At 56.4% G+C, this 1,202-nt stretch carries 1 protein-coding gene; it reads right to left on the bottom strand.

Going from position 1 to position 1,202, the window contains the following annotated elements; genetic code table 11:
• Nucleotides 1–293: 293 nt before the first annotated feature.
• A partial coding sequence (locus tag ACR0C6_RS21300; protein ID WP_480621098.1) for an aromatic ring-hydroxylating oxygenase subunit alpha occupies nucleotides 294–1,202 on the bottom strand: 909 nt, incomplete at its 5' end.

Below are 1,202 nucleotides of genomic sequence, written 5' to 3' on the forward strand. Positions count from 1 at the left end.
TTCTTCCGTTGTTCCAACCCTTTCAGGAACAGGTCTTCGTCAAATAAGTCGGCCATTGTGGGTCTCCGGTTTGTCAGCGTGTCAGGCGGTGTTTGTATGCAGGATCGTAGTGCGAAATTATCAACTGGTGCATCTGTTTTAACCGGTGTGGCTGGTCCACTATGTCGTTATACCTGCGTGGCTTTAGGCCAGGGCCGGTCGATTTCGCAAGGGTGCCATTCCTTGAGCATCAGCGTGGTTGATCTATCCGCTCAAGGGCAGGGCAAACAGGTTATGTCTGCCAAGGGCGGGTTTCATTCCACGGCCTCGCGCATCCATTGTTGCAACTTGGCGATTGAGTGTTCGGACATCACACCGCAACCCGGATCCAGCACCAGCGGGCCGGGGCGGTAACCGCGAGATCTGAGGCCGCGATGGACGGATTCCACAAGCCGGATGTCTTCTTCGACCGTTGTTTCCCTGTCCTGAACGGCCAGTTGCCGGATCACCGCGCTTTCCGAACCACCTTCAGTGTACCAACCGCGCCAGACGGTGCAGTGATCCGTGTCACTTGCGTGCCAGTGATATGTGTTCAGCACATTGCCCGGGTAGCACTGGAACGAAAACATAGGCCACAGGAACCAAGACTGGTAATCGCCCGCATGAGGCACCGACAGGTCGATTGGGTAAGTCATCTTGTCGAGGCTCTGACATTCGGTCGTGTGGCGCAGCACGAAACCGCCGCCTGCATCGGGTTGGATGTCGTAGGTTTCGGGCTTGACGACACCTTCAGCGAAAGTCGGGTGGTTGCTCGGACAGTGATAGCATTCCGAATAATTCTCGACGCTGACCTTCCAGTTGCAGTGTTCCGGAATCTCGACCCACTCCAGCGGCTCGAGTTCGTCGATATGCGGGACGAATGCACGGATTTCCTGCCGTACTCCGGGATACCAGTCATCCATCGGCGCTGCCTTGTCGTCGAGATTGACGAAGATAAACCCATTGAAGATTTCGGTCCGGACCGCCGTCAGGCAGATCGCACTGCGGTCAAATCCGGGGACGGATTTGATATTTGGACCCGCGCGCAACTGACCTGACAATTCATAGGTCCACGCGTGATAGGGACAGACGACAACGCGGGTGTTTCCTGCGCCCGAGACCATTTCATGCGCACGGTGCTGGCAGACGTTATAGAAAGTGCGAATTTCGCCATCGCGCCCGCG

The organism is Ruegeria sp. AL12 (assembly GCF_056540885.1).